The following is a 26,007-nucleotide window of genomic DNA, read 5'->3' on the forward strand; positions in this document are numbered from 1 at the left end:
TTTTTATGCGTAAAGGGCATTTCTTACATGAAAAGGGGACAATCATGATTCGTCATAGGAAAGGGGCCAGTGGGTTCCGAATATTTCACTGGATCTCCCTTATAGCGATTGTGGCATTGTTGTCAGCCTGTTCACCGTTTCAGGGGAATGAAAACAGTGCAGATAACAGCCTAGAGCCAGCCAAACCTGAAAAAATAGAGCGTTACCACGGGGAAAAGAGCAAGGCAGTATCTATGGTCTACACGACGCAAAGACAGCTTGCTCTTACTTTTAATGGGATGGCAGATAAGGACACGATGAAGAGATTGTTAGATGAGTTGGACAAGTACCACATCAAGGCAGCTTTTTTCGTGCCAGGAATGAGAGTAGCGGAAGAGCCTGACATTGCGCGAGGAATTGTCGCCAGAGGTCACGAGATTGAAAACAATACGTTGAACAAATCGGACATGCAGGGCCAACCTTACGAGAACATGTACAAAGACATCAAGTTGACCAATGACATTATCAAAAGAGAGACGGACAAAACGCCAAGATATATCCGAACGAAGTCGGGTGATTATAACGACGATCTTCGCATAGTAGCCGCTCATAATGGACAAGAAGCCGTCGTGTCTTCCAGTCTGTTTCTGCACAATTGGCAAAGAGAGACGGAAGCTGACAAGAGCCGCTATTTACGAAAATATATGAATCGTGGCGGCATCATCACGATGGATACAGAGGAGAACAAGTCAGTAGTAGAAAACATCAGGCTCCTGGCAGAGGCTGCTACTCATGTCGGGTATACGTACGTTCCTTTACACGAGCTGATTGCACAAGGTGGGGAGCGAAAGCCGTTGCAGGAGATCCAAGGGTTTGATGCAGCCAAGATGAACCCGGCTTACCAGGAGTCCAAGCCCAATCTCATCTATCGAAAAGAAACAGACAAGAAGATGGTCGCCTTGTCCTTCGATGATTGGGGTACGGATCAAACAGTTACGAAGATTCTCGATATTTTGGACAAAAAAGGAGTAAAGGCTTCGTTTTTCCTTCGCGCAGATGGGGTCGAGCGAAATCCAAACTTGGCGAGAGCGATTGCGGAAGCGGGACACGACGTAGCCAATCACACCTATTCTCATCCGGTGAATACCCAAATCGCGCCGGAAGATTTGCAAAAAGAGATTGTCAAAGCCCATCAGATCATTACCGAAGCGATTCAGCAGAAGCCGACGATGTACTTCAGACCGCCAACCGGGGCCTTCGACGAACAGACACTCAAGGCGATTGCAGCAACGGGCTACGAGGATATTACGATTTATGATGTGACGCCGTCCGATTACGACAAGAAACGAAGTGCGGAAGAGATCGTCAAAGCTATTATGGAGCAGACGCGGAGCGGAAGCGTGATTCTGCTGCACATGCTCGATGACATTCACACAATAGAGGCGCTACCGATTGTAATTGACCAGCTTAGAAGCAAAGGATACACGCTTGTACCCATGACAGAGATGTTTGGACAATAAAGCCAAAATAGAACAGGGAGAGGGAGCCAGCTTATGAATTTGTACGAAGGGATTGTGGAGAGGCAGGAAAAAATTGCTGTCGTCGGTCTTGGGTACGTAGGCTTGCCGATTGCGATGGCACTGTCCAAACGTGCTTCTGTGATTGGATTCGATGTAAACAAAGAGAAAATAGCAGCCTATCAAAAGGGAAACTTTCATGATGCGGACGTGGATCAGGAGCTGACGGGTGACGCTGCTATTGCATTCACTTCAGATGAAAATAGATTGCAGGAAGCGCGATTTTTTATCGTGGCAGTGCCTACTCCGGTCAAAAGTGGCAATGTTCCCGACCTGAAATATGTAGAAAGCGCGTCCCGCATGGTGGGCAGACAGTTGAGAAAAGGGGCAATCGTCGTATTTGAATCGACTGTTTATCCTGGGGCAACCGAAGATGTTTGCTTGCCGATTCTGGAGGCGGAATCAGGCTTGCGTTGTGGGGAAGACTTCAAGATTGGCTATTCTCCTGAACGCATCAACCCGGGAGACAAGGTAAATCGTTTGGAAAACATCGTCAAGATCGTATCGGGGATGGATGAAGAAACACTGGGAATCGTAGCAAGCGTCTACGAGCTCGTGATCAAGGCAGGCGTTTATCGAGCAGAAAGCATCAAGGTAGCAGAAGCGGCAAAAGTCATTGAAAATGCACAGCGGGATGTCAATATTGCGTTTATGAATGAGCTGGCGATGCTGTTCAATCAGATGGATATTCCGACAAAGGCCGTATTGCAAGCAGCAGGAACCAAGTGGAACTTCCTCCCTTTTTCACCTGGCTTGGTCGGTGGGCATTGCATCGGGATCGACCCGTACTATTTAACGTACAAAGCAGAAGACAGTGGCTATCGCTCCCGCATTATTTTGGCGGCCAGACACATTAACGATGGCATGGGGAAGTATGTCGCCCAACAAATCATTAAAATGGCAGTTCGCGCGAAGCTCGATCTTCAAAATGTACGGATCGGCATATTAGGTCTGTCATACAAAGAGGACTGCACAGATATCAGAAATACCAAGGTGACGGATATTATTGAGGAATTGAAAGAATACGGCATGAATCCGTTGGTCGTAGACCCGATGGTGAATCCTCGGGAGGCATACGAGGAATACGGCATTGAGCTGTCAGAGATGAAGGCTCTCCACGACTTGGACATAGTGGTTGTAGCGGTACCACATGCTGCCTTTGCCCAGATGGAAGTCTCTGATTTTGCCGCGATGTACAGCAAGAATGAAGCAAAAATCATGATCGATATAAAAGAGATTTATTCCAAAGCTGCCTTTGAAAACAGTGGATTTCATTACTGGAGCTTGTAGGCAGTGGAGGGGAGAGAGCGACAGTGATGAAACAGTTGATAGAGAAAATCAAGCCCAAAAAGAAAGAGAAAATCGAAGAAGTACTGACGGTTTCCAAAACGGAGAGGCGCGTGCTATCGAATGTGCCAGACCCGGAGAAAATTCGTGTCCAAGTGGACCGCCGTGGAGCTAGAGATACGAATGAGTCAGGAATGCTAGAGGACCCGGAATACCTGGATCGCATTCGGATGCTGAGTCTGCGCTACATGGCGGATTTTCCAGTGACGCTGTTGACCAAGAAACAGCGGGTCAAGGATGGAATCAAGGCCAGAGCCGTGGACATTTCTTCGACTGGACTATTAGTTGAACTAGATTCAGAGATGGAAGACATCCAGATGGGACAAGTGTTTATGATCCATTGCACAATCCCGCCCGGCACAATGCCAGAAGGCTATGAGTCAACGGTGAAGCTGGATGCAACCGTCGTTCGCCGGTTTGCGCAGGAAGAGGATGGGCGTCAGAAGTGCATGCTCGCCTTCGAGTTTTCCAAACCGCTGACTGAGTATTTTCGCAAAAAACGCTGGGGATACGCCATTTATATTGCAAGTGCTTCCCTGTTTTTCGCTGCGACGTTTATCGTGCTCATGCGCGCGGAGAGCGTGATTTATTTCAAATACAACGTGTACTTATATTTGTACAGCTTGATTGCTGCTGCCTTTTTGCTGACACGGTATTTATTCGGTGCTCTTTATCGGGAGGTTCCCGTCAATCCGGACTATACACCAGGCGTTAGCATCATTATTCCTTGCTTCAACGAAGAGCAGTGGATTCACCGGACGATTTTGAGTTGTGTGAATCAGAACTACCCGATTGATAAGCTGGAGGTCATCGTGGTAGACGACCGCTCGACGGACCGATCAGTAGAAGAGATTCAAAAGGTCATCGATATGGTTCATAACGAAGCGGAGCGCTATATGACCCGTGAGCGTGTGAAGATGCACATTCTTCCGGAAAACGGCGGGAAACGGGTCGCTTTGGTAAAAGGTGTGGAAATGGCCAAGCACGATTTGGTTGTCTTCGTTGATTCAGACAGCTTTTTGGAACCGACTGCGATTCGCAACCTCGTACAGCCTTTCCAAGACCCCAAAATGGGTGGTGTCGCAGGGCGTACGGATGTGGAAAACAAGTTCACCAACGCGATCACCAAGCTGCAAACCGTTCGTTACTACATTGCTTTTCGCATCATGAAAGCGGCTGAGTCGTGGTTTGACAGTGTCACTTGCTTGTCTGGACCGTTGTCTTGCTATCGCAAGGAATTGATTCTGCAGCATTCCGAAGCATGGCTGAATCAGAAGTTTCTCGGGCAGCCCGCCACTTTTGGCGATGACCGAAGCATGACCAACTTTATTTTGCGAACACATCGGACAGGCTATCAGGATTCTGCGATTTGCTCGACGATTGTGCCGTCAGACATGAACGTATTTTTGAAGCAGCAGATGCGCTGGAAGCGTTCGTGGTTGAGGGAATCTTTGCGTGCCAGTGGCTTTATTTGGCGCAAGGAGCCTTTTATGGCGATCTTCTTTTACATTGGTCTGATTGTTCCTATCGCTGCTCCCATCATCGTATTGTACAACCTCGGATACGTCCCACTCGTTCATCACATTTTCCCGGGTACGTTTTTAATGGGCTTGCTGTTGATGGCGCTCTTAATGAGCTTGGCCCATCTGTTTTTCCGCAGAAGCAAGCTGTGGGTTTTCGGGATTGTCTTTTGTGTGTTTTATGAGCTGGTGCTGTTGTGGCAGATGCCTGTGGCTTGGGTGACATTCTGGAAATCTACTTGGGGTACGCGAGAAACACCGCAGGACGTCGAAGCGAGATTGAAAAAAGAAGCCCGAAAGAAGAACAAAAAAGGCTTTGGACTGCCGTTTTAAGAGGGAAAGACAAAGGGAGTGAGGGTGTCAGGAGTTATGGGGAAAACGACGAGCGATGTCTTGGACTATCGGAAAAAAGATCGCAATAAATTCATCAAGACGCTGATCCAGTTTGCTATCCTAGTCGTCTTGGGCGTCATGTTATTCAATGCCGTATTTGATTGGAAGAAGTACGAGGAACCGAATAAAGCGAGCTGGACGAATGAAAAAGGCTTTATCACTATCTCCTATTTTGGCGTGGGTCGTTCGGGTACACCGAAGCTGGTAGCCAAGAAGCAATTGGACGAGCAGCTTCAGGCGCTTTACGATCAAGGCTATCAAACGATTTCGCAACAAGATATCTTGGACTTTTACAAAAAAAAGAAGCCACTTCCTGACAAGGCCCTGTTCCTAGCCTTTGAAGATGGCCGCAACGATTCGAGCTTGTTTGCCCAGCCGCTTTTGGAGAAGTACAACTTCAAAGCAACAGCATTGTCTTACGGCAACAAGATGGGGAACAGCGAGAACAAATTTCTGCAACCGGAAGACATGAAAAAAATGATGGAAACTGGCTTCTGGGAGCTAGGTTCCAACGGCTATCGGTTGACGTATATCAATGTGTTTGATGATCAGGGCAATTTCATCGGGGTAAAGGATGAGAGTGAATTAACGAACAAAACAAAGGTAGGCTACTACAACCACTACTTGATGGACTTTGTCCGGGACAGTAATATGATCCCGATGGAAGACAGAAGCAAGATGGAAGCGAGAATCAACGAAGACTACAAGCTGATGAATGATACGTATATGGATCAATTGGGCTTTGTCCCGGGTGCCTATATGATCATGCATGCGAACACCTTGTATAGCGGCATGAATCGCCTGGTAGCGGATGCGAACGACGTGAATATCAAAAAGTATTTTACGATGCACTTTAACCGGGAAGGAACCGCCTACAACGACAGCGAGGGCGATCTGTACAACCTGACCCGCGTGCAGCCAGAGCCGTACTGGTACACCAATCATTTGTTGATGCGCATCCAAAAAGACACCGACGAGAAGATTCGCTTCGTTCGCGGCGATGAAGAGCAAGCCAAAGAGTGGGACCGTCTCGGTGGCACCGCGCAATTTATGGAGGATCAGATCGTCTTGACCTCTCCAGCTGCTGGCTCTGGCATGTTATATTTAAAAAACAGCGACAGTCAGAAGGATATCAAGCTTTCTGCCAAGCTGGAAGGGAATGTAATCGGCAAACAGTCCATTTATTTGCGCGATGATCGGGAAAAAGGCAGCTTTGTTCGGGTTGTCCTGCATGATAATGAGCTGCGCGTCGAGCAGAAGAAGGAAAAAGGAGAAGTTCAGGAGCTATACAAGTCGGAATTGAGCCAAGTGATTTGGAATCCTGAGGATTTGACCTTCGACCGTGCCTCTGTTTATACGAGAGAGCAGGGCGAGTCAGGTGCTCCCGAGCTGGAAAAATACCCGATCAACATTAAAAATACGCGCCCAATGGAAATTACTGTTCAAGGCGACCGTCTCAGTGTTTCCGTGGACGAGACACTGCTCTTGGACAAGCAACAGATCGACCCAAGCATTAGCAGCGGTGGTGTTGCATTGGGAGCGGCCTACAGTGAAGTGAACAAAAAGGACGACATTTATGACGGGGTGTTTGCGGACGTAAAGATAGAGTCCTTGGCGCAACCGAATGGTGAGCAGCAGATGCTGTTCAGCAATGTGCAGACAGGGCTTGCAGGAGTCGTCAGTTCGATCAAGAAAGCTATTTCTGCCGCAATGGATTGGGTCATCGACACCTTTTAAATCCGAAACAAGGGGGATCAGTGTAAGGTGTCAAACATCAAGAAACGATCGATCATTTTGACAGCGCTTCTGATAGTAGTGTGTGTCATTCTCGTATGGTACATGATGAAATGGAATGATACCGATAGCTTGGAGAGTGTAGATGCGGCTAACAACACGACGGAATTGTCTGCCTGGGTGGTAGACTGGCAGTGGGAATCCGGTTTGGAGGATTTCCGCAGGATGACGGATGGCTTGTCCAGTGTGCAGGTCTTCGCGGCGTATTTTGATGAAAATGACAAGCTGCACTTTACTGATCGCATGACCAAGGCGATGCCTGCGATCAAGGAGGCATCGAAGCAGGGCAGCTATGTCGACCTCGATTTAACTATTGTGAATGATCGTCTTAACAGTGATGGTACGCAGGTTCAAAAGGACCCGTCGATTGTCAGCCGGCTTATGGCGACAGATGCAAGCCGTACCAAGCACATTATGGAGATCAAGAATGCCGTGATCCAGAATGGCTTTCATGGTTTAGAGATCGATTATGAGAGAATTGACGAGAAAGACTGGGACAACTTCCTTACCTTTATCCATACCTTGTATCAGCATATGGAGCAGGAGGGAAAGTCGCTTCGCATCGTATTGGAGCCGCGCGCGCCGATTGAAGACTTGGCATTGCCAAAGGGCCCTACTTACGTCATGATGGCTTATAATTTGTACGGTACGAGTACAGAGCCGGGCCCTAAAGCCGATCATCCATTTATTGAAGAGCTTGCCCATCGAATGAAAAAGGTGCCGGGTGACAAGGTCATGGCCCTGTCTGTAGGCGGATTTGACTGGGCTAGTGATGGAAAAGTGACGGCCTTAACGGAAAAGCAGGCAGCAGACCTTGCTGTGTCCAGTATCGAGCCGCCAAAAAGGGATAATGCGAGCGGCAGTCTGTACTTTGACTATATGGGTGAAGACGGCAAAAAGCATACAGTCTGGTATGCGGATGAAGAAACGCTGTCTCAATGGGTTGCGGTTGCAAAGAAAGCGGGTATTGAGAAAATCGCGCTTTGGCGACTTGGTGACATGGGGGAAGGGACATTGCAATATGTGAATCGGTAGGGGGTGTAGTGGAAGGAAGAAGCGAATTTCCAGTCTACGCTTCGGCCTACGCCCCGCAAGGGGGGATTGACTGTCCGCTTCGGAATAAATGGCGGGAGCGCTTCAAACGTAGAAGTTTCGAGGATGTCATTCATAAGTGAAGCTGAAATTCCCCGCCATTTATTCCGAAGCTAGGCTGGGCTCCAGAGGCGCTTGGACTGAAAATTCGCTTCTTCCTACGCAGCTCTTGATTCACATCTTTCAATGATAGAATGAATATGGAAAAGCAAGATGGCTACCACTATGGGGACAATCTAACCGGAATTTACTAGAATGTTTTTCTATCATGATGTACTTTGTACCGGAGATGCACGTTATAATGCTAGAAGCGGTAGTCTGCTCTTTTATAGAGAGGCTGCTACATATGATTTTGGACATCATTCATAGGAGCGTGGAGTTTTTGGGTCTCTGGGAAGCTTTTGTTGCGATTGTGCTGGGGCTAGTGGAAGGTTTAACTGAGTTTGCCCCTGTTTCCTCTACGGGTCACATGATTATCGTGGATGATTTTTTGTTCCAAACGAAGGATTTGTTTTCACCTGAAGTGGCCAACACCTTCAAAATTGTCATTCAGCTCGGCTCGATTTTGGCTGTTGTGGTTGTGATGTGGGCTCGGTTCATGAGCTTGCTCGGCCTCAACAGACTGGCTGGTAAGCGTGAGATTCCGGCAGGACCTCGGCTGAATTTGGTTACGGTTATTGTCGGTTTGATTCCTGCGGGGATTCTGGGTGTTCTGTTTGACGACTACATCGATGAGTATTTGTTCTCGACGAAGACTGTGGTAATCGGTCTGGTGCTGGGCGCTTTGCTCATGTTGGCTGCTGATTGGTTCCGACCAAGACGTGCCAAGATCGAGTCGGTTGACCAAATTACGTACAAGCAAGCGTTTCTGGTCGGACTTATTCAATGCTTCTCTCTGTGGCCTGGCTTTTCCCGTTCGGGTTCCACGATCTCGGGGGGCGTACTGTTGGGCATGAGCCATCGGGCGGCGGCAGACTTCACGTTTATTATGGCCGTGCCGATCATGGCGGGCGCGAGCTTTTTGTCGCTGTTGAAGCGTTGGGATGCGATTACGATGGACAGCATTCCGTTTTTCGTCGTCGGTTTTATTAGCGCGTTTGTGTTTGCGCTTCTGTCGATCCGTTTCTTCTTGAAGCTGATTAACCGAATTAAGCTGACACCGTTTGCGATTTACCGCTTGGTGCTGGCAGCAGTTATTTACTTTGTGTTTATGTAAAAATCAAAAGTACGACAAAGGCTCCCAGTTGGGAGCCTTATTTTAATCATTCGCCTTTATCTCGCTCGGTTTTTCAATAACAATACCGTTTAATTTAAGAGTGACAGGATTCCCAATCGTATCTCCAACCGGGCATGTCTGTTCCAAGAACTCCACAAAAGACTCCACTTGCTCTCTAGGGGCATCCGTTTTGATATGAAAGGTGTATCGGATTTCAGAATACCCGCGTCGGACATCAGATTTGTTCATGAAGCCATCCGTATCGAGATCGCCTTCGACTTCCACCCAAAAATCGTCCAGTTGAATCTGAAACTTCTTGGCATAGACTCTAGCAACGATAGATTGGCAGGCGCCTAATGCGGAGAGTACCAGTTCAACCGGGTTCATCCCAGTATCCGTTCCCCCCAAGCTTTTCGGTTCATCGATCGTTATCTCGAAATTTCTGGAACTGGCCTTCACAACCATTCCCTTCTGTAGATGTGCAGTTGCTTTGAATGTTTCAACAGGCATGATGCACACTCCCTTCTAGATAATCAATACAAGTAAACTCTACCATAGTTTCCCAATGATCGTTATGAAAATTTTTACATTCGCGCAAGCTGGTGTCTCGTCCGCTACACACCCTAGAAATAAAAAGGGGCTGTCCCAAAAGTCGATTTTCCGACTTAGAGACGCCCCCTATATGTTTTATTTCAAAAGGTAAACCGTACGCGTCCAGCACATTTTTCATTCGTTCGGAATGAAACCGATTGATCGTACGAAAACAGGTTGTTGCCGAGCAGCAAGCCAGATGTTGTCGGATAGGGCCTTAGCGATTTGACAAGACGGATATATTTTTTGCGAGTAGGCGTAGATGGGTACTTTTGTCATCATCTTCGGATGATAGCTGTCCCTGTCTCCTGGATAAGCATACGCAACATTGAATAAGATGGCATCGTCCAAACGTTCTACGACATCATTGATAATCCTTAGGGTATGATGAGGTGGAATCCACGCTTCAAGGTTCATCGGCAACCAAAGCTGATCCATGTTATATTGAATATACAGAGCAATCGACCTTTTCGAAAATGGTGGGTGGTATTCCATTTTATTAAAAAGAGGCTATTACTTTATTGTTTTTCTTGAAAAAAGAGGACTATCCCACAGTCATTTTAATGACGTTTGGGACAGCCCCGTTTCCCTAGGGGACGGAAGCGCGAATAATACTTTAAAGGCGTTAGCTCTTCGCGGCAAGACGACCGTCAATGCCCCAGTAATATAGTGAAACGGGAAATTAGCACGTCAACGTTATTCTTGAGCTAAATAATTGAAAAGTTACCCACCTAACTGGTGAATTCATTTTGTCCTGGTGGTCAATTTTTTGATGAGCACGCAGTCAACATTTCGATTGACATTTACATATCTTCTCAAAGAGACATCTGATTATCTATAAAAACAACGTCGATATGAGATAAGTCACCAATGAAATAAAAAAGCAAATCAGGCTAAAAAAGAAAAACACGATAGACATATTTTTTACTTTATCATTTTCATTTCTCAATGCTTCTTTATTAATATGATTTTCTCCAAAAACTTTTGGAGAATCAGCATTAGACATGCGCTTACGGTCGAGCCCTAAATACGAACTAAAAATAACCCCGGACAACACGAATCCTATCACACCAACAAGAAACTCATAAAATACGAACGTTTTTAATATGCTATTTTGATAGAATGCATACAATAGGATCAAAGCCGACGTAACCAGACTTGAAATTAAGCCGGTTTTCATTATAGAAATCCCCCTCTGAAAGAAAAGAAGGCGATTTTTCGCCTTCTTTTCTTTGTTAAAATTTATCTATACTATTTTCTTGTAACGGCCACTCTTGATTAAGGTTAAGATGGAATTTTCCAGAAATATTTTTTGCCCCCATATATTCCTGCACACTCGTGTTATGCTTTAATATTAATTCTGATCCCTTATCTTTTAGTTCACTTTCTAATTCTTCGGGTATTTTTAATACTACATTACCGGCATCATCTTTAATATCAATTATCTTCGTTGATTCTTGAAGACCACCGAACTTATTTATTTCTTCCAGAATCTCATAAACTTCATCAGATAGTGGAACAGTAAGTCCTGTCAAACCAACATAAACCCCTTGTCTGTTTTTATCGACTACCGTTACAGGAATACCTACAATAATTTCTGGTTCTTGAATAGCCAAAGTTTGTGATTCATTTTCGGCTTTTGTATTACTGCCCCCAGAAATTAGTCCCCCTATTAAGACAACAACTGCTAATCCTAAAAAAACATTTTTCTTCACTGCGTACTCCTCCTTAAAAGTTTATATATGCAAAACGAGAAAATTACATTCTAGCTAGATTGGAAATGGAGTAAAAAATAGGCTCGATATCAAGAGTGAGAAAAATCGCTTCGAAACGTTGGGGAGGTTCCAACTCAAATAAATTTTGTATATCAACTTGTTATATAATGGGCATTGTAGTCAGCCAATCTTTTAAGTTTTAGATTTGGGGAAGTACTCCTTTTCTCGTATCTTGAAACTTTGGTGTTTGGAACTGATGAAAATTAACTCATGCATTATCTATTAGGAAAAATCAGCACTCAAGGATTAAGCGTTACTGTGCCCCTTGACCAAAAAATACTTCTTAGCGATCTTTCTTCATTACCACCAGCAATAACTTTTGTATGAGTTTTACCTGGGAACTCATTCCAATTATAACTGGATCTTGGTTTTAAGTATTCATAATGCATACCGCCTCCGTAATCATTGTACCTAATTGACTCTGAGGAATTGAATGCCCCAAACCAATGTTCAACTACATCATATTGATTCCCCGGTGATATAACAACATTTGTTGGTTGTATATAATCAGGTTGACATGAATTACTATTACCATAATAGCAAGTAAAGCCATGGTATCGAAGGTAATTTCTATCGAACATATGTAAAACCCTAGCATGTACATCGGCTCCACCGTTTCCTCTGTACAACACATTTACTAACTCACGAGAGTTGAGATTGCTGGTGTTTCTAACTTCATATTCATATATCTCGTGGTCCACACTAAGATCGGAGATAAAAGGAGTATTGTTAGCATAGTATTTTTTCATTGAGCCCTCTGAACCACTGGTTAAGTTAAAGTCAGTTTCCGCATATGCAACATTAGAGAGCATAGATAACATAAATAGCGTAGCCAATAAACTGAATAATTTTTTATTCATTTTGTATTGTCCCCTTATTTTAAAATTTTTCAAAGCAAACCCGAAATCTGCTTCCATGCTTCTTTATCCTGATAGTAATGTCATGATACCCCTTTATCACTAATGATGATTTCAAACTGTTATTGGTAAGGTTCCTGCGTGAAAACCTCATGGAGTTGTTACGGGAATTTTGGGAAATTATAAAAAGAATTTATTGCTAACTTCTACCCATTCATCGACTCTCCCTATCCTGAATAGTATCATCCTCTCTGTTTTTAATATATCAAACAATTAGGAAAAATTTAACTTTATATATCTTGCAAATTTCTACATAACTTTACAAACAAGATCGAAACTTGTTTGTTATTGTTGAACAGTGTTGAATCATTTGTTATATTCCTACTCGATTAAATTCAAAATTTGGGTTTTATGTAATCGGAAGGATAAACGTACAGAAAAAATCAATTGGAGATATGCTGTGTGTGAATGCCGAAGAAATAGCAACCTCTCTTTCGCTAAGTTGGAGGCCAGAACTGGTGTCAGTAGGGGTGTACTCCAAAAATTAGAGAGTGGGAACACAGAACACGCTGCATTTAAAACAGTGAAAGCATTAGAATCGGTTTTGGGGTATACGTTTGAAGTAATTATCCAAATATATAGACCGTGAACATAGAAGCCACACTTTATTTGAGATTCTTCAAGAGATCATTCAGCGTAAGTATTATTCATTACTGTACAAAGTATCCTTGAAAATTCTTCAATTTCGAAATTGCTGAATTGATAGAGTGTTGTAATAACTCTATCAATTCAGTAATTACACTGCTATGACTGTAACAAAAAACGAAATATTGCTACCACTCTACAAGGTCATCGCAAAAAACTACGCTCGACAGGGTGGAGAGCCCAAATACATTGCCAAAGCTTTATTAGAATCGAACGAAATGATCTCAAAAGGCTAGAAGAAACATTTCGAACGGGCGAAGAGATTTTTCACTATACTGACTTTTTGGACCTCAGGAAAAAAACTACCTATTTTTTCAGAATACGCTCCATGCTTATAACACCCAGAAGTATAATCAGTGCATTGAATTATGTGAGTCTGGACTTGCACTCGAAACAGTTGACACAGAGTTAAAGGTTAGTGCTTATCTTGCCATGATCAACTCTTTTTTCTTCTTAAATAAATTCGTTGCTGTTGAACAACACTTGGAGGAATTCGGGGAATTTTACTACGAATTTGTTCTTGAATCTATAAAAATTACTCGCCTAGTTACTAAATCACGTGATGAATTGTCAACCCAAGTACGATAATTTTTCAGCCCAAACCATTTTCTTGGTTGGGTGTTAATTAGATGCAAAGCATGAACCAATTTTTCCGAACTGCTTCAAAACACTGTCGCTTAGCAATTCGACTTCTGTGAGCAACAGTTGGCGCGATTCACACAAATGCTGCAAAACCCCGATCCATCTGCAGCGATGCAACTCCAAATGCTCCAGCAACAAATAAATAACACCCAAACTCAAGTCATTCAGGCTCTGCAACAAGTAAATCAGCCGTTGTCCCACATCGACGACCTGACTGACAAGATCCAAAACTAATCCACCTATAAAAAACGAGCGCAACTCACAGGAGTTCGCTCGTTTTTTATGATTACTTCATCAGGTAAACAGCTCTTGCACCAACAAAGCCTTTGACCTTTTCGCCTTTATCCAGCTTTTGCTCGACGAAAGGAATGCCCGCTTCTTGCAGACGTACTTTCACCGCATTGAAATGGTGGAAGTCTACGACCAGCGTTTTGTTGCTTGCCTTAATCTCTTCAAGCTGCTTTTCCACTAATGCATTGGCGCCAGACTGTCCAATGATATGAGAAGCATTTACCATCACCATATTGGCGAGTAAAATGACGATCAGAACCTTGCCCGCATGGCGGAAAAAGCCCTTCTGGATATCCCAGACTACTAGCGCAATCAGGAGCGGAATCAACCAGAGCTGCGGAACATAGCGCGCCCACCAGCTTTCCGGATTAATAAGCACGGTCACGAAGAGCGCCAGACTGATCCACAAGAAAGGTGCCGCTTTTTTTCGATGAGTCCCCAAAAGCAAGGCGACGAGAATCAGGCATGTGACAATCACAGCTCCTCCAAAAAGCGGTCCGAATCCGGCTACACGCACGTCGGGAGAGAAGAACACAGCGAGCTCTTTCCATGTGACCGTAAATGGCACCTTCCATGTAGGGCTATGGGGTGTTGCGATGTTCTCCGTTTTGGAAAATAAGGAGATAGCCAGGTTTTCTATGCTGGAATTGTCTTTGAAGCCATGCGGGCTGTTTGAGGTCATGATATCAACGGCACCTTTGCCCGCCAACGGATAAAACGGATGTCCCTTCGTTAGCGTGTTAGTGACATACGGATTGTACCCAACAACCCCTACGGTGATAACCAGACTAATCGAAAGCCACACGAGCAAGCTTTTGATGTGCTGGCGGCGATCATAGAAAAAGAAGAGCACAAGAATAGTCAAGCCGAGCAATCCGGCATACCCCAATGCCGTGAATTTGATCTGGGCCAGCAGCATGAGCGTCGCGCATAGCGCTAGTAGCGTCCAGGCATGGTAGCGCTTGTACAGCAGATAACCGAGAGCGCAGATGATGAGCACGAGTGAGCCGAGCTGTCCGTCAATATAGAAGGAAGTCGATTGCGTAATCACCGTGGGATTGAACGCCGCAAGCAACGCGAAGGCAATTGCCGCCCCGTTTCTCTCTGGGAAAGCGGTTCGGATGGCTGCGAGTGTCAGGAAAAAGGACGAGGCAATCAACAACAGGTTGAATATTTTGCTAACCTCAATCTGACCAGTCAGTTTATACATGACCGAATCGAGCATCCAAGGACCTTTGGCGTAATGATTGATCCACAGGTGAAAGGCCGAGAGAACCTCTCTATTGTCCATCTCCTCCACTTCTTTTGAATCAGAAGGCTTGAGGATGGGCTGGTCATGAACCGGGTTCCAGCCGTTCGTTATTTTCACGATTGCTTCTTGATGATACGTTTGTCCGTCAAAAGAGAGATCAAACGTATTGGCGCTGATGGAGTAGCAAATGCCTGAAACAATCGCCAATCCAGCCAGCAGGGAGAAAAACCAGGCCCGACGACGTGAACGTACGAAGGTCGACACCATACCGCCCATCGTAGCCAAAGTCGCAACGAGGCCAATCCAAAAGCTGGCGGCCGTCACGGGTACCCCGCACAAAAATAAAACCGATGTGCTAATCACAATCGTAGCCATAAACAATAGCAAAGCCGTCCCGAGCAGGAACGAGTACGTAGCTGTACGGTTATTCATGAACATAATCTCCTGTCTACGAATCTACTAGCCAATGAGGTTAGGGAGGTTCGCTGCCAGCAGATGCAATACGGTCGCAAGCAGTACCCCGAGCACTAGACCCCCGGCAATTTCCCATCTGGTATGTCCCATGCTTTCGCGCAAAGGCTTGGTAGGAAACACGTCCGGATGTTCCTTTGCGAGCTTGTTGAGTGCCTCTGCATGTTTTCCTACCGCTCTGCGCAATCCGGTCGCGTCGATGATCACTATAAATGTCACAGCCACACCCAGCCCGAATGCAGGATGAGTAAAGCCCTCCTGCAAGCCAATCAAAAACACAGTCGTGACCATAACGGTTGTGTGCGTGCTGGGAAACCCACCGTTTCCGACCATTTCTTTGGCCCGGGACCCAAAACGAAGGTAATTAATCAAAAATTTGGTTATTCCGGACACAAGCCAGCCGATAAACGGCGCTACCGCATAAAACATGATAAAACTCCTCTACGTGATGATTATGACTGAGAAATGACGACGACGCCCACGACGATAATCGCCAGACCGACAATACGTGTAAGGGACAACGGTTCGTTGAAGATCAAGAAGGACATTACAGCTACCAACACGTATCCGAGTGCTGCCATGGGATAAGCATAGGAGAGCTGCACCTTTTCCAGCGCAGCAATCCAGATAAACGCAGAAAGCCCGTAAAGCGCAAGTCCCACCATAATCGGCAGGTTCGTGAAATAGTGCAGGAACTTCAGTAGCAGCATGTCATTGTTGCTGGTGAGCGAGGATGCGCCCATCTTCATCGCGACTTGTCCACACGCACTGAGGATCACGGAAATGATGATTAGAACAATGGATGGCATAGCTTAATCCACAACCTATCTATGCAAGTAACTTCATGTACAAAACAGGTTCAAAAAGTTGGCTTTCTAGACTGCTTCGTGATCAAAAGACAACTTTTTGAACTTCCTTATAACCTTATTTTAATTCAAATACGTAAATAATCCCGGCTACCATGACAACATACAGGAACACCGTAATGAGAATCGGCTTGTCCTGCAACAAAACTTTTTCCGGACTGCCACCCTGGCCTGCAACGGTGATCAAATACAGGTAACGGAAAATACCAAAGATCACGAGCGGAATGGTCCACATCAAGTGAATCGTGCGTCCTGAAGTAAAAGTGAACAAGGAATAGCTGATGATTGTCATGGTCGTCACGATCGTATTCAACTGATTCAACAGTTCGGATGAATAACTGTCGAGCACTTTGCGATGCGTTCCTTTATCCTGCTGCAACAAAATCAGCTCGTGGCGACGTTTGCTGATGGCCAAAAACAGCGCGAGCAGCATCGTACAGAGCAAAAACCACGGCGTGAACGGCGTTTGGATCATCAGACTTCCACCGATGGCACGCAAAACAAAACCGGCTGAGATAATCATGACATCCAGAATGACCACATGCTTCAGCTTCAGCGAGTAAGTGACGTTGAGCACAAAGTAAACGAACAGGACGAGCGCGAATAATCGGTCAAAGTAATAAGCACTAAAAAGGGAACCCAGAAGCAAAAACGCACCGAATGCTAATGCTAACGCTGGCGGTAATGCACCAGACGCCATGGGCCGGAACTGTTTTTCCGGGTGATTTCGGTCATTTTTGATATCGACAAAATCATTGAGGATGTAGACACAACCGGATACAAAACAAAACAGCAGGAAAGCCAGTACTGATTTTCCAATGACATCCGGACTTACTTTGTGCAAGGAAAATAGCAAGGCAGCAAAGACAAGCAAGTTTTTCGTCCATTGATGTGGACGAAGCTGCTTCACTAATAGGTAGACCATATTTTGTCGAACGCGTGGCGTTGTTTTGACGTCAACTTTAACAGAATTTGATGTTGCCCCCATATCTAACTCCTATCCTAATATCGAATCTTACCTTCTAATGACGGAAAATGTAAAAAGAAGGTTACACCTGTAATATGGTAACACAACTTCCTCCATAAAAATTTAAGGATAACAGAAAAAATGTGAACTTGCGATAAAGAATGATTGCCAAAAATAATAGCGGGGTTTATAAGAAAACGCAGCCCTCATGAAGGAGCTGCGTTTCTTCAGGTGTTCTCTCTTTAGTTCACACGAGGAATCGGAGTAACGGCTTTTTTTCGCGAATACAGGAACAAATTGAAAAGAACGATCACGAGAATGATCAATTGCGGGATCGTCGTTTCCCAGCTCGCGTAAATGCCGAGAGTCGGTGCGTACAACAAGTAATCGCTGCTGTGTGCAGATAAGCTTCCCGTCACCTGCAAAGCGTGGATGCTGACGCCGACGAATTTAAATGCCATGTAGTAGAGCAATAGGCTGGCAACAAAAAAGAACGGACGCACCGGAATGCGTGCACTGAGCTTGATGATGACAAAGCCAATCACGGCCAAGACGACAAGCGCGCTCAAAATGCCAATCACTAGGTCTGTCATGGAGATCGTAGCAGCCATTCCCATATAAAAGATAATCGTTTCTGCCCCTTCGCGGGCGACAGCGAGAAAGGCGGTGAATGAAAGTGACCACAGGGCTCCTTTTGCCAAAGAAGAGCCGATAGATTTCTCAACAAACTGATTCCATGCCTGCAAATTGGACTTCTTATGCAACCAGGCACCGATCGTCACCATAAAGAAGACGGCAATCAGTCCAGTTACTCCCTCAATCGTTTCTCGTGAGTTGCCTGTGGACAGGTTGGAGAAAACTACACTGAGGATGACGGCAAGAATGGCGGAAACTACGATCCCGGCAATTGACCCAGACCAGATCCATTTGCGCTTGTCGGCATTGCCTGACTTGTTCAGGACAGTAAGGAGAGAGACGATGATCAAGATAGCCTCCAGTCCTTCCCGGAACAAGATGAGTCCCGCATCCCAAGCGGTGTATGAGGACGCTGACGCAAATGGCGCAAGCTCTGTCTTCATTTCCGCAAGATTAGCGGACGCCTTTTCCCATTGCGGGGGATTGGACAGGATGAGTGTCGGGACGGCGACCATCTTGGCTTCGATACTGCTGTAGGTAGCAGGCGATTTGGTCATGACTACGCCTTCTACAGAGGGCCAAGAGGTAATAAAGGTCTCCATTTTGTCCGAAGCAGCAGTTGCGTCCTGATTGGCGATATCTGTTTCTACCGATGCAAGGAGTGCCAGTAGAGACGAGATGGTGGGCTGCTCGGAAGAAGGACTCGCAGCGCCCTGTTTGACTGCCTTTCCTGACAAATAATTGTCCACGGTAGTAATGAGTGCCTGTACTTTCTCTGTGCTCTTTTTAGGATCGGGTGGTTCAGTGTTCAGGGCAATGCGCGCACCGCTAATTTTGATTTCCATATCCCCGTAGACGGCGGCATTTTCCGTTCGAACAAGACCCTCTGCCTTGTACCAGCCGGCGACGAAGCTGTTGTATGATTGCTTGGCTTTTGTCAGATCGCCTTCCGTGATGGCTGTCATGCTGTTTTGCAAGAGCGGTAGCAATGCCGCAATTTGCTTGTGTGCGCGTTCTTTTGGCTGACCGCCTTCTTCTTTGGACGAAACGTAACGATCTGTTGCTTTTGCCAAAGTGGAGATGGCTGCTTTTGCAGTGTCGGGATTCGCCTTTGCTTGAGCAAGGGCTTTTTCTGCTTCCGCGATTGCTTGCGTCAAAGCTTGTGCATCTGCCGAGGTTTCTTCCGAATTGCCCTCCCAGACGCTCTTCATACCGCTGATCGCTTTCGCTGCTTCTTCCCAGTTGTTATCTCCACTGCTAATCAAGGCATCACTGGAGAGGGCGATCATTTGCTTGAGCTGCTCTGGCACCAGCGGCGCAGCTACAGCGGCAGACAGGGCAGATGTCCATAGCAGCATGCATGTACAAAGGATAAACAGATAGCGTTTCAAGGTGTTCACTCCATCCCAGGTAGTTGGTTAAAATAGCGTGTCCCCGATGTATCCGCCCTCACTTGCACCAGGTAGACAGGCGTATAAACCACTGCCGACATGGGTGATATATTCATTGAGCCGGTCGACAGATGCGAGCTTTTGTTGCATCGGAATGAATTGCTTGCGCGGATCACGATTGTAGCAAATGAACAACAGCCCAGCATCGAGCTGACCAGTCTTGAGATCCATTCCGCTCGAATAAGAGTATCCACGCCGCAAAATTTTCACTTTGCCCTCCATATGGGCCAGGGCGGCATGGGAATTCACAGGAACAACGGGCTTGCCCTTGGCATCCTTGCGATCCAGCTCCAGCTCATCGAACTCATTTGCTTTGCCAAGAGGAGCTCCGGTTAAACGGTGACGACCGAATGTATTCTCCTGATCGGTGAGGGTAGAGCGATCCCACACCTCGATCCGCATGCGGATTCGACGCATGACCATGTAGCTTCCGCCTGCCATCCACGCAGGACTTTCTGCAGTGTTAGCCCAGACGACTTCATTTGCGGTAGCGGGATCGCTCACCTGCGGATTGTTCGTGCCATCTTTGAAGCCCAGCAGATTTCGTGGTGTGGAGCCAGTCGGGTCGGATGCACTGGTACGCTGGAAGCCTTCCTGCAGCCAGTGGAGGACAGCTTTGCCTCGAGCGATCCGGGCCAAATTCCGCAGAGCATGGAAGGCGACCTGTGGATCGTTGGCACAGACCTGCACGACAATGTCGCCACCCGACCATTCTTTTCGCATTTCATCGCTGTTGAAGCGAGGTAAATCAACCAAAGGAGCTGGGCGTTTGGATGCCAGACCAAAGCGTTCGTCAAAGAAAGAAGCGCCAAGCCCAAATGTGATCGTCAATTTCATTGGGCGCAGGCCCATGGCTTCTCCCGTGTCGACAGGAGGAAGAAGGGCGTGATCGCTCTCTTCATCGACGTTTTTGCCGGCAGTCATGCGTGCTGCTGCCTGCGTCCAGCTTTGAAACAAGCTGCGGACATCCCCTAGCGAGGTCGTCGTCAAATCAAAAGCACCCATGCAGATAAAATCCTGCATAGGTGTAATGATTCCGGACTGATGCTTGCCATAAAAGGGAATGACCTCATCTGCACCGGTCGGAGTGGCACTTGTCTGCTCATTTTTAGGAGAGGAGGGCAAAAGGGTATTGACCCCAGTCGCTCCTAACAGCAGTCCAATCCCCCCGACACCAGCCAACTTCAGAGCTTCTCGACGTGTGAATTTGTTCGCTGTGGTGTTTTCGAGATGCTTGTCATTCATCTTGTTAGCCTCCTACGATCTTACCCATTTTGGATAAAGGCTCAGCCAATGCATCGAGGGACTGACTCAGCTTTTTCACTTGGTCTTGCTTCAATTCCGTGTATAGCACATAGCCGTCGCCTTTGCGGTATGGTGCGAGTGCTTTGTCCAAATCAGCAAAGCGAGCTTCAATTTCAGTTGCAAGAGCAGCGTCTTTTTCCGTAACAGCAGGCTTCAATACTTTGTAAATTTCGTGAGCGCCTTCCACGTTCGCAGCGAAATCGTACAAATCTGTGTGGGAATAGCGTTCTTCCTCACCAGTTACCTTGCTCGATGATACCTCGTTTAAGAGCTCAACCGCACCCGTTACCAGCATAGGCACATCGATTTCGACGCTCTCTACCTTCACGCGGAGCTGCTTCACATCTTGCAGCAGTTGATCCGCCACTTTTCCTTGGTCAGCGACCGATTTAGATTCCCAAAGTGCTTTCTCTAATTTGTGATAGCCGCGCCATTCGTTATCAGGCACATCGCCTTCACGGGCATCGATCCACGGGTCAAAATCGCCGAGAGATTCAGCGATAGGCTCGATTTTCTCAAAGTAAGCACGGGCTGGAGCATACTCCTTTTTCGCTTTCTCCATATCGCCTGCTTTGACGGCGTTGGTGAAGCTCTCTGTTGCTTTTACGAATTGGTCGGTTTGGTCAACGACCCATTTTCGGTATTGATCAATAGAGGCTTGCAGCTCAGGAGAAGGAGTAGTGCTCGCTGTCGCAGACTGATCAGTAGCGGCAGGCTTGTCAGGCTGCGCAGCTTCTGGTTTTTTCTCTTCGGTTTGTGTTTGTGCGTTTCCGCAAGCAGCGAGCAAGGAAGAGCCGAGAACAACTGCCGCGAGTGGATAACTCCATTTTTGTATCATGAAAAGACATCCCTTCATATGATATAAGTGTATAATTATAAGATTATATTCCGATAATGAATATCATTATCATCCACAAAGAATTTTACTCTTTCTTAGACAGTTTGCAATCTTTTTTTGGCTAACTACCAATGGTTAGTTTTGGTGTTGTTCACATAAAACCAAAAATAGCTCAACAATCCCTTAACAATGCCCTGCTATGATCGAGCTATCAACCAAATGAATAACGTCTGTAAGTGGGTCGAGACGTGGAGAAAGCCCTCATACAGCAATAGATTCGAAAAAGACCGTTCGTTCGGTTTGTTTCTTTGTGCTATTGCCGTGTATGAGGGCTTTTTGTGTTTTCGAATGAAAGGAGCGAGTAAGGGATTTGTTAGATACAGATAGGTACGATGCGTATTTTTTTGATTTGGATGGAACGATTTTTCTCGGGAATGAACTGCTTCCTGGGGTGGAAAAGACACTTGCAGCACTGCGGGAGAAGCAGAAGAAAATCATGTTTTTGACCAATACGACGGTACAGACAAGAACAGCTTGTCAGACTCGCCTCCAGAAGCTCGGATTGGCTGCCCGGCGGGAAGAAATCATGACAGCTGCCTATGCAGCGGGATTGTATCTTCAAGAAAATGCGGAGCAAGCGCGTGTCCTGATCGTTGGGGAGCCTGCCCTGGAGGAAGAGATTGCGAGCTTTCATATAAAACAGGTGCAAGATGCGGAGGAAGCTACGCATGTATTGGTTGGAATGGACCGTGGATTTACGTATGAAAAGCTGCAACAGGCTGCTGACGCTGTGCGAAAGGGAGCCCACCTGATCGTAGCGAACCCCGATCCGGTATGTCCGGTACCAGGGGGTGCCATTCCTGATACATGGGCGTTGGCGAGAGCGATTGAAACGGCCGGTGGAGCCTCTGTCTGGGCGATGACTGGCAAGCCGTCCCGGTACTACGCTGAGCAGGTTTTTCAACAGTTTCACGTGCAGCCAGAAAGATGTGTAATGGTTGGTGACCGTTTGGAAACAGACATTTTACTCGGGAAAAACAGCGGCATGAAAACGGCGTTGGTCATGACAGGTGTGACGACCAGCCGCGAACTAGAAGCCACAGAGATCCAGCCAGATTACATCCTTCCGACGATGGAAGCCATGGTGCAAGTCGAGTAGGAAAACGAGGAGGCAAGGGAGATGGAGTTGGGAAAGAGCAGCAAAAAGTGGTTGTGGTCACTAATGGCAGCAAGTCTGGTGACAGGCAGTATGCCGCCCGTGATGGCGCAAAGCGCGGTGAGCAAAACCTTGCTCATCACAGAGGTTGTCAATGATCCTCTTTTTGATGAAAGCACAGGCGAGTTTATCGAAATCACCAATATCTCCAACGATTCGATTGATTTGAGTGGATACATGATCGGCGACGAGGAAACGCGTGGAGGAAATGAAGGGATGCATGCGTTTCCGGAAGGCACCATGATTGAGCCTTACCAGACGATTGTCATTTCACGCTATGCAGACGGAATCGTGGAACGCCATGGCGTCACGCCTGATTTTGAATTGTTCGATTCCATGGAGGACGTCCCTGAGCTGTTGCCGACAGATTGGGCGACAGGCAGCATTTATTTGGCCAATGGCGGCGACCACGTCATTCTGATGGACCCTGCGTACAATGTGGTGGATTCGATGGCTTATATGGATGCGAAGGTTCCGGGAGTCATCTCTCATCCGGGAGTGGCTGGCGGACACTCGATGGAACGCCTGACGGAAAAGGATACGAATGATGCGTCCAAAGATTTTGTCGATCAGCCCAAGCCGACCCCTGGTGAGTTGTTGTTCGGACCAAATGCCCAAAAAGACAAGATTCCAGTCTCTGATCTGAAAGACGACGTGCTGATTGTCCCTGAACCTAAGACGGGAATTGTCCTTCCGCCGACGGTGATTGCCATGTACGACGAGAAGTCCGAGCTCGATGCGATTCTGGATGCAGAAGCGTCTTCCATTTTTATTCCAGTGAAAAAATCCGGGAAGAGCGGAGTCGTTACTCAGGACGGCACATCGCTGGACGAGGTACTGGAGCAGATCAAGGGCAAGGCGATCCCGGTGATTCATATCGAGGACAAGAAGCTGGTAGCGGAGGTCGATCACCTGCTCCAGAAAGAGAATCTCACTGATGTGCACATTGTGTCTTCCCGACCGGAAATCGTCCAAGAGATGCGGGAGAAAAATAATGAATACCGTGGTGCCCTCGTGTATATCGACGGCAAACTGAACGAAAAGAAGCAAAAGGAGCTCGTACGCTCAGCCAGGAGCAGTCGTTCCAATGTGATCGTTCTCTCGCAAACGGCGATGACGGAGGATGTCATTCGCTACTTCCGCAATCGCGGGTTGTCCTTGTGGGGAATTGATCGGGCGAACAAGAGCCAAGCGAGTGAAATGATCGAGATGGGTGTGGCGGGGGTTGTCTCGCACGAACCAAAAGAGGTACATGAGCTGCTTGCTGCGTACCCAGAGAAAAGTATCACGCAACCTCCGATGGTCATGGCGCATCGAGGTATCCCTTCCTTAAAGCCGGAAAACACGATGTATGCCTTTGAAGAAGCAATGGAGCTGGGTGTAGAAATCATCGAGACAGACGTCCACAAAACAAAGGATGGCCACCTTGTTCTGATCCACGATTTTGATTTGGAGCGAACCACCAACGGGACAGGGAAGGTAAAGGATTTCACGCTGAAGGAACTGCGCGAATTGAACGCGAACAAGCTCGATCCAGCAAATCCTTCCTGGTACCAGCCTGAGATTACCGATGCTGTCATTCCTACTGTGGATGAATTGCTGGAAGCGGCCAAGGGCAAAGCGGTGGTCATTCTAGAAGCAAAGGGGATTGGGTACGAAAAGGAAATGGCAAAGGCCATCAAGGAGCACGACATGGTTGAGGATGTGATTGTCAGCAGCTTCAGCTCAGAAGTATTGGAGCGTTTCGCCAAGCTCAATCCGGAATTGGGACTAGGCTTCACCTTGAGCGGAACCAAGCCAAAGAAACAGCTGGAACAGTACGCCGAAAAGCAGGTAACAGACGTGGTACAACTGAACGCCCAATATTTTATCAACCATGAGATTGTCACGCCAGAGCTAATCCGATTCGCCAAGCATCGGGGAATCATTTTGACCGTGCATACCGTTAACGAGGAAGCAGCTATGAAGCGGGCAACCGAGGCGGGAGTCGGGGGAATTATTACCGACTATGCACAAAAACTTTACAATACCCAAATATTACCTTAGTAAGCAATTGCTATAGTCGAGTGATACGTAAAAAACAGCAAGAGGTTCAGGGGGGAAAGTCGTGGCTGAAGTGGAATTGCGGCGCATTTCCAAGATGTATGGGGGCCAGAAGGTCGTCAATGAAGTGAGCGCTCGTATTCTGCCAGGGGAGTTTTTCGTGCTGGTAGGGCCTTCTGGTTGTGGGAAATCAACCACATTGCGCATGATTGCCGGGCTGGAGGAGATCAGCACGGGAGAGCTGTTGATTGGCGGCAAGCCGATGAATCAAGTCCCTCCGAGCGGGCGTAACATCTCCATGGTCTTTCAAAATTACGCACTTTATCCGCATTTGACGGTAAAAGATAATATTTTGTTTGGTTTGCAGGTGCGAAAGGTAGACAAAGTAGAGCAGGGCAAGCGGTTGGAGCGTGTAGCGGAGATGCTGGGTATCGCGCATCTTTTGCAACGCAAGCCGAAGGAATTATCCGGGGGACAACGACAGCGTGTTGCACTCGGACGGGCCATCGTCAGTCAGCACCCTATCTGTCTCATGGACGAGCCCTTGTCCAATCTGGATGCCAAGCTGCGCGGGCACATGCGCACGGAAATCCGTCGCTTGCAGCAAGAGCTGGGCATCACGATGATTTACGTTACGCACGATCAGGTGGAAGCGATGACGATGGCAGACCGCATGATGGTCCTGCGCGACGGCGAGGTCCAGCAAATTGGAAAACCGCTTGATGTCTACAACCATCCAGCGAATTTGTTCGTGGCGGAGTTTACGGGGGCACCCCCGATGAATACGGTCCCTGCCATTTGGCGTGTAGGCGATCAGGCAGGAATTGAGCTGGCAGGTCAGCAGTTTTTGCCGCTTCCTATGTTTCACGGTATCAAGGACCAGACCCCGGTCGTTCTCGGTCTGCGTCCAGAGTCACTTCAGCCAGCCGTTGAAGGGCAATCTGTCGATGCTTCCTGCCAGTTCCCTGTCACCGTACAAGGAGTAGAGATTCTCGGTTCTGAGACCATTGTGGAATTCACGGTGGGAGACAAGCTGTGGAAGGCCAAATGGAACGGGCAATGGCACTGCAAAAGAGGCGAAACCATGCATGTTCGTTTTGATCCAGCTCAGGTGAACGTATTTGATGGAGAAACCGGAAAAAATCTAGCGGTTACGACCAATTGAGATAAGAAAAGGGAGAGG

The 26,007-nt window shown here is 47.0% G+C and carries 22 protein-coding genes and 1 pseudogene; 10 read left to right on the top strand and 13 right to left on the bottom strand.

The window, feature by feature from the left end; translation table 11 throughout:
• Window positions 1–44 precede the first annotated feature (44 nt).
• The 6 genes from E8L90_RS24310 (at window position 45) to E8L90_RS24335 (ending at window position 8,918) form a co-directional block, all read left to right on the top strand.
• Complete coding sequence (locus E8L90_RS24310) at window positions 45–1,499, top strand: polysaccharide deacetylase family protein (RefSeq protein WP_137031689.1); 1,455 nt, start codon at window positions 45–47, stop codon at window positions 1,497–1,499.
• A gap of 33 nt (window positions 1,500–1,532) precedes the next feature.
• Window positions 1,533–2,846, top strand: coding sequence for a nucleotide sugar dehydrogenase (locus E8L90_RS24315; RefSeq protein ID WP_137031690.1), 1,314 nt, complete (start codon window positions 1,533–1,535; stop codon window positions 2,844–2,846).
• A gap of 26 nt (window positions 2,847–2,872) precedes the next feature.
• Window positions 2,873–4,756, top strand: a complete 1,884-nt coding sequence (locus E8L90_RS24320) for a glycosyltransferase family 2 protein (protein ID WP_137031691.1) — start codon at window positions 2,873–2,875, stop codon at window positions 4,754–4,756.
• Between the two features lie 36 nt (window positions 4,757–4,792).
• Window positions 4,793–6,553 carry a polysaccharide deacetylase family protein gene (locus tag E8L90_RS24325; protein WP_137031692.1) on the top strand — a complete coding sequence of 587 codons (1,761 nt, stop codon included), beginning with the start codon at window positions 4,793–4,795 and terminating at the stop codon, window positions 6,551–6,553.
• Between the two features lie 27 nt (window positions 6,554–6,580).
• A complete protein-coding gene (locus E8L90_RS24330; protein ID WP_137031693.1) occupies window positions 6,581–7,645 on the top strand; it encodes a glycosyl hydrolase family 18 protein in 1,065 nt (354 codons plus the stop codon).
• 439 nt (window positions 7,646–8,084) lie between these two features.
• Window positions 8,085–8,918: an undecaprenyl-diphosphate phosphatase gene (locus E8L90_RS24335; RefSeq protein WP_167497621.1), complete on the top strand. Its 834-nt coding sequence runs from the start codon at window positions 8,085–8,087 to the stop codon at window positions 8,916–8,918.
• A gap of 42 nt (window positions 8,919–8,960) precedes the next feature.
• On the opposite strand, the gene E8L90_RS24340 is transcribed toward E8L90_RS24335, so the two are convergent.
• The 5 genes and pseudogenes from E8L90_RS24340 to E8L90_RS24360 form a co-directional block, all read right to left on the bottom strand.
• Window positions 8,961–9,428: an OsmC family protein gene (locus E8L90_RS24340; protein WP_137031695.1), complete on the bottom strand. Its 468-nt coding sequence runs from the start codon at window positions 9,426–9,428 to the stop codon at window positions 8,961–8,963.
• Window positions 9,429–9,630: 202 nt separating this feature from the next.
• Window positions 9,631–9,965: pseudogene (locus E8L90_RS31445) on the bottom strand (transposase); the annotation flags it as partial.
• Between the two features lie 379 nt (window positions 9,966–10,344).
• Window positions 10,345–10,689 carry a hypothetical protein gene (locus E8L90_RS24350; RefSeq protein WP_137031697.1) on the bottom strand — a complete coding sequence of 115 codons (345 nt, stop codon included), beginning with the start codon at window positions 10,687–10,689 and terminating at the stop codon, window positions 10,345–10,347.
• Window positions 10,690–10,744: 55 nt separating this feature from the next.
• Window positions 10,745–11,224, bottom strand: coding sequence for a hypothetical protein (locus E8L90_RS24355; protein WP_137031698.1), 480 nt, complete (start codon window positions 11,222–11,224; stop codon window positions 10,745–10,747).
• Between the two features lie 299 nt (window positions 11,225–11,523).
• Complete coding sequence (locus E8L90_RS24360) at window positions 11,524–12,201, bottom strand: hypothetical protein (protein ID WP_137031699.1); 678 nt, start codon at window positions 12,199–12,201, stop codon at window positions 11,524–11,526.
• Window positions 12,202–12,601: 400 nt separating this feature from the next.
• Here E8L90_RS24360 and E8L90_RS30965 point away from each other — a divergent pair, with 400 nt between their 5' ends.
• Complete coding sequence (locus E8L90_RS30965; protein ID WP_229087845.1) at window positions 12,602–12,790, top strand: helix-turn-helix domain-containing protein; 189 nt, start codon at window positions 12,602–12,604, stop codon at window positions 12,788–12,790.
• A gap of 677 nt (window positions 12,791–13,467) precedes the next feature.
• On the opposite strand, the gene E8L90_RS24370 is transcribed toward E8L90_RS30965, so the two are convergent.
• The 8 genes from E8L90_RS24370 to efeO all read right to left on the bottom strand — a co-directional run bounded on the left by E8L90_RS24370 (window position 13,468) and on the right by efeO (window position 21,565).
• Window positions 13,468–13,716, bottom strand: coding sequence for a hypothetical protein (locus E8L90_RS24370; RefSeq protein ID WP_137031700.1), 249 nt, complete (start codon window positions 13,714–13,716; stop codon window positions 13,468–13,470).
• Between the two features lie 58 nt (window positions 13,717–13,774).
• The gene (locus tag E8L90_RS24375) at window positions 13,775–15,463 is read right to left on the bottom strand and encodes a hypothetical protein (protein WP_137031701.1); all 1,689 of its coding nucleotides are present in this window, start codon (window positions 15,461–15,463) and stop codon (window positions 13,775–13,777) included.
• Window positions 15,464–15,490: 27 nt separating this feature from the next.
• Entirely contained in the window at window positions 15,491–15,931 is a 441-nt protein-coding gene (locus tag E8L90_RS24380) for a divergent PAP2 family protein (protein ID WP_137031702.1), read from the bottom strand.
• Window positions 15,932–15,954: 23 nt separating this feature from the next.
• The gene (locus E8L90_RS24385) at window positions 15,955–16,311 is read right to left on the bottom strand and encodes an SMR family transporter (RefSeq protein WP_088909983.1); all 357 of its coding nucleotides are present in this window, start codon (window positions 16,309–16,311) and stop codon (window positions 15,955–15,957) included.
• A 115-nt stretch (window positions 16,312–16,426) separates the two neighbouring features.
• On the bottom strand, window positions 16,427–17,356 hold the full coding sequence (locus tag E8L90_RS24390) for a decaprenyl-phosphate phosphoribosyltransferase (RefSeq protein ID WP_137031703.1): 930 nt from the start codon (window positions 17,354–17,356) through the stop codon (window positions 16,427–16,429).
• A gap of 221 nt (window positions 17,357–17,577) precedes the next feature.
• The gene (locus tag E8L90_RS24395) at window positions 17,578–19,362 is read right to left on the bottom strand and encodes an FTR1 family iron permease (RefSeq protein ID WP_137031704.1); all 1,785 of its coding nucleotides are present in this window, start codon (window positions 19,360–19,362) and stop codon (window positions 17,578–17,580) included.
• A 27-nt stretch (window positions 19,363–19,389) separates the two neighbouring features.
• A complete protein-coding gene (gene efeB / locus E8L90_RS24400; RefSeq protein WP_137031705.1) occupies window positions 19,390–20,667 on the bottom strand; it encodes an iron uptake transporter deferrochelatase/peroxidase subunit in 1,278 nt (425 codons plus the stop codon).
• Window positions 20,668–20,671: 4 nt separating this feature from the next.
• Entirely contained in the window at window positions 20,672–21,565 is an 894-nt protein-coding gene (gene efeO / locus E8L90_RS24405; protein WP_137031706.1) for an iron uptake system protein EfeO, read from the bottom strand.
• Window positions 21,566–21,935: 370 nt separating this feature from the next.
• Between efeO and E8L90_RS24410 the strand changes: the two genes are divergently transcribed.
• The 3 genes from E8L90_RS24410 to E8L90_RS24420 all read left to right on the top strand — a co-directional run bounded on the left by E8L90_RS24410 (window position 21,936) and on the right by E8L90_RS24420 (window position 25,989).
• The gene (locus E8L90_RS24410) at window positions 21,936–22,724 is read left to right on the top strand and encodes an HAD-IIA family hydrolase (protein WP_137031707.1); all 789 of its coding nucleotides are present in this window, start codon (window positions 21,936–21,938) and stop codon (window positions 22,722–22,724) included.
• 21 nt (window positions 22,725–22,745) lie between these two features.
• Window positions 22,746–24,827: a glycerophosphodiester phosphodiesterase family protein gene (locus tag E8L90_RS24415; RefSeq protein ID WP_137031708.1), complete on the top strand. Its 2,082-nt coding sequence runs from the start codon at window positions 22,746–22,748 to the stop codon at window positions 24,825–24,827.
• A gap of 61 nt (window positions 24,828–24,888) precedes the next feature.
• Complete coding sequence (locus tag E8L90_RS24420) at window positions 24,889–25,989, top strand: ABC transporter ATP-binding protein (RefSeq protein WP_137031709.1); 1,101 nt, start codon at window positions 24,889–24,891, stop codon at window positions 25,987–25,989.
• Window positions 25,990–26,007: the final 18 nt, after the last annotated feature.

The organism is Brevibacillus antibioticus (assembly GCF_005217615.1).
In the GTDB taxonomy this organism is placed as follows: domain Bacteria; phylum Bacillota; class Bacilli; order Brevibacillales; family Brevibacillaceae; genus Brevibacillus; species Brevibacillus antibioticus.